This window comes from Microcoleus sp. BM001215392 (assembly GCF_036700185.1).
Classification (GTDB): Bacteria; Cyanobacteriota; Cyanobacteriia; order Cyanobacteriales; family Microcoleaceae; genus Microcoleus.
In genome coordinates this window covers 1-3,825 of sequence record NZ_JAUBOJ010000538.1, presented here as the reverse complement: position 1 = coordinate 3,825, position 3,825 = coordinate 1, and the positions used below count along the sequence as shown (strand labels likewise).

The following is a 3,825-nucleotide window of genomic DNA, read 5'->3' as shown; positions in this document are numbered from 1 at the left end:
ATGATACTACCGTTGCTTACTACTGCTTACAAACTTAATGAAGTTTTATAATACCACAAGTTTTTTGATTGTAGGATCGGTTTGATTTTTTAAGATAAAATGCAAAAGCCCCTTTCACTGAGTGTGAAGGGACTTGTTGGCGAGGGGCGATGACATTTGAGATGAGGTCGATCGCCCGCCACGAATTACAGCTATTGTATAGAGTTAAGCTGAAGTATCTGATTACATCAAACCAATTTGAGAGAGAATTCCTTGACCAGTCAGGAATTCGGTAGCGAGACCGATAACGAAGCCCAGCATTGCCAAACGGCCGTTCCAAGTTTCAGCGAACTCAGTAAAACCTAATTTTGCGTCTTTGTTTTGCATGACCATAAACCTCGTTGTATTTCAACCTTATGTAACTAAACTTAACACAGCAATAGCAATATTGCAACATATTTTTACATTTAGTTGACAAAGGCGGGACGGGGAGAGTGGAAAAGGGGGGAGTTTGCACTCCGATCCTCTGCGGGATGTTAGAATTGCGGGCGCGGACTCGCCCCGACAAGCTTAGTGATGGTGACAAACTGCGATGAAATTGATTAAGCGGACGGCTCTTTATTTTCAGGACGGTCGATCGGATAAAGTATACGAAGTCGATTTGTGTCAGGCCGGCGAAAACCTGTACTCAGTCAACTTTCGCTACGGACGGCGCGGGGCTAATCTCCAAGAAGGCACAAAAACCGATACACCAGTGCCCTTGGCCAAAGCTGAAAAAGTTTTCGACAAGCTAGTCGCCGAAAAGGTGAAGAAAGGTTATCAGGAAGCAGCAAACGTTCCCGATGCTGCACCCGCGCCCGAACTTCCTCGCGCCGAGACGCGCCAACAAGCTATTTTGAATCGGATTGCCGGCGGAGGCAATCCTAAATGGCCTCTGGAACGGGCTATTTGGCGTGCTGGGGAACTAAAAATTGCCGAAGCCGGGCCGGGACTGATTAACTTAATCGGCACGGGAGAACCGCTGCGAGACTACTGTATTGCTTGGAGTTTGGGTTGGTGCGGCGGCGAGGGTGCGGTGGAAGCGCTGACTCGGCTGTATCGGGATGCTGGGAGTGCGGAGTTTGTGAGGAGAATTGCTTTTGAAGGATTGCTGAAGTTGGCGGATGAGGAAGGGCGATCGCACTTGCGATCGTCCATAATCGAATTGCTACCGCCGCAGTTGCGCCAATTAGCCCGAAATGGCAGCGCTGAAGAATTTTCCACCGCATTGAAAGTTTATCTCGACAGCGAAGATAGCAGTCGTTTTGCGGTTCTAGACAGACTTTATCAGATTGACGATCGGTGCGCGCGATCGGCATTACTGGATATCTTAAAAACTGCACCGCTAAAACCCAATTATTTTAAACAAATCCGCCACATCTTCAAAATGGCGGAATACCGCCGCGATGCCGAAGTATTTGCCATGATTGCGCGCCGCTTTGAAGACGCAAAAGCCATGTACCGCAGCAACAAATACGGCGTTCGCATTCCCGGCGATGATTACGTTTACTTGAGAAACTCTGACTGGGAATATAACAAGAAAACCAAGAAATACACAGAAGTTAAAACCAATGAATTACTAAACGAAATGCAGAGTCCCAACGCCAGAATTGCTTACAGCAGCAGTACGCGCGGCTACTTCATCAAACGAGTGTGGCGGACTCTCAAACAATTAGGCGAAGAAAGCGACGCTAATTATGTAAAAATGGCTGTCAGCATCCTGCTGCAATATTCCGATACTGATGCTGAGGATGTCAGACATACAACTTGCGATCGCTACGAACAAGTCGGCAATAGATGGAATACGGTTGTGTATGCCGCTGACTGGGATGCGTGGGCAGGATATTTAACATTAAACCGCATTTTGTACGCCAACAGTCCGCGCTATGTCTTCCTGCAAAACAATCAAGCATGGCGCTGCAAAGAAGGTTACAAACCCGGAGATGCAGAACCCTCCGCGCGCGAGGAAGCTTTTCCCGAACTTTGGGAACAACACCCCGATGCGCTGTTGCAATTATTGTTAAAAAGCAACTGCCGCCCGGTTCATCATTTCGCTGTAAAAGCCCTCAAAGCTTGCCCGCAATTTTTGGCTGGGATAGATGCTGACACCGCAATCAAACTGATTGCTGCACCTTACGAAGTTACAGCCGAACTGGGTTTTAATTTGGCAGTCCAAAACGGATATCACAGATATCCAGCCAACCGGGAAGTAATTGTAGCGCTGGTTAACTGCGTATTTTTGCCAGCGAGAACCCAAGCTTTTGACTGGATTGACGAACAGCGCGATCGCATTTTATCAGATACAGAATTAATTGTTGCTTTAGTCACCAGTTTGTACTCAGACACCAGGCAATTTGCCCGCAGGTTGCTCAACTCATCAATTCTCAGCCCTGAAACTGCTAGGGTACTAATTGGCAAACTGATAGCTTATTTATTAACATTGCAGCCAGCAGAATTTATTCTGACTCATACCTCAATTGTAGCCAAAGACATCGCCGATACGCTCCTGCTCAACTTTACCCCGCAACTGCGGAGTTTGGGATTGGGAGTTGTCCTCGATTTGCTGCGGCATCCGGTGCCGGAAGTTCAGGAATTGGGGGCGAGGATTTTGCTGAACCATGAAATCGGCGCGGCTGATTTGCCGCCTGAATTAATCGAATCGCTAATTGCGTCGCCCTACGAACAAATCCGGGGAATTGGTATCAGGTTATTCGGTCAATTAGCTGACGAATCTCTAACAAATTCTCAGAGAAGTTTGATAGTAGGAATGGCAGTCAATGGTTTGGCAGATATCCGCCATGCTATTAAACCAGTAATTCGGCGTTTGGCCGCAGAATATCCAGAATTTGCAGCGCTGATTGCTGGCGAATTGATTGATGTGTTGGTGATTGGGGAAAGACACGAAGGAGTACACACTTATTTGCTCAACTTGCTGCGGGAAGATATTCCGGGGTGGATGGCTGCGATGGATAAGGACAAGACTTGGCGGCTGCTGAAAGCTAAGTCTGCTGTCGCGCAGGAATTAGGCGGATTGGTGCTGGGCGAAAATTGCACGAGTTGGGCGGCGGAGTTTGATACAATGGCGATCGTCAAACTGGCAAGTCACGAGATTTTATCGGTGCGGGAGGCGGCGCGGCAAATGTTTTTGCAAAAGCTAAATGCGATTCGCGCCAATTCTCAAGAAATGCTGTCCGCCGTGCGACTGCTGGAGGCAAAATGGGCTGATTCGCGGGAATTTGCAGCGAGGATTTTTCGCACAGAATTGACTGATACAGATTGGACTCCGGAAATCATGGTTAGCCTTTGCGACAGCATTCGGGAAGATGTGCGGCAATTTGGCAGAGATTTGGTGATTCGCTATTTTCAGGATGAGTCCGGACAAGATTATTTGCTGAAGTTTAGCGAGCATCCGTCGGCGGATATGCAGTTGTTTGCCACAAATTATTTAGAAAGTTATGCTGCAAGCAATCCTGAGAAATTGCGGGAGTTGGCGCCTTTTTTTGTCGCCGTTTTGTCGCGGGTGAATCAGGGGAGAGTTGCGAAAAAGCGAGTTTTTGCGTTTCTGGATGCGGAAGCCCAAAAGAGTGAGGCGGCGGCGAGGATTGTTGGGGATATTTTGGCGCGGCAGTCTGCTACGATCGCGATCGCAGACAAAGCAGCCGCGATTGAGACAATGCTGAAAATTCGCCGGACTTATCCTGAGATTGACTTACCAATTCAAGTAAAGCCTGTAGTTGAGGTGAGGACTTGATTTTTTAATTAAGATTTGTTGAATTTGGATGTTGCGAGAGGGCGATCGATGGTTAA

General features: G+C 47.8%; 2 protein-coding genes. One reads left to right on the top strand and one right to left on the bottom strand.

Annotated elements, in window-relative coordinates; all coding sequences use genetic code 11:
• Positions 1 to 222: 222 nt before the first annotated feature.
• A complete protein-coding gene (locus tag QT974_RS32220) occupies positions 223 to 366 on the bottom strand; it encodes a chlorophyll a/b-binding protein (protein ID WP_333472440.1) in 144 nt (47 codons plus the stop codon).
• A gap of 205 nt (positions 367 to 571) precedes the next feature.
• On the opposite strand from QT974_RS32220, the gene QT974_RS32215 reads away from it, so the two are divergent.
• On the top strand, positions 572 to 3,769 hold the full coding sequence (locus QT974_RS32215) for a WGR domain-containing protein (protein ID WP_333472439.1): 3,198 nt from the start codon (positions 572 to 574) through the stop codon (positions 3,767 to 3,769).
• Positions 3,770 to 3,825 lie beyond the last annotated feature (56 nt).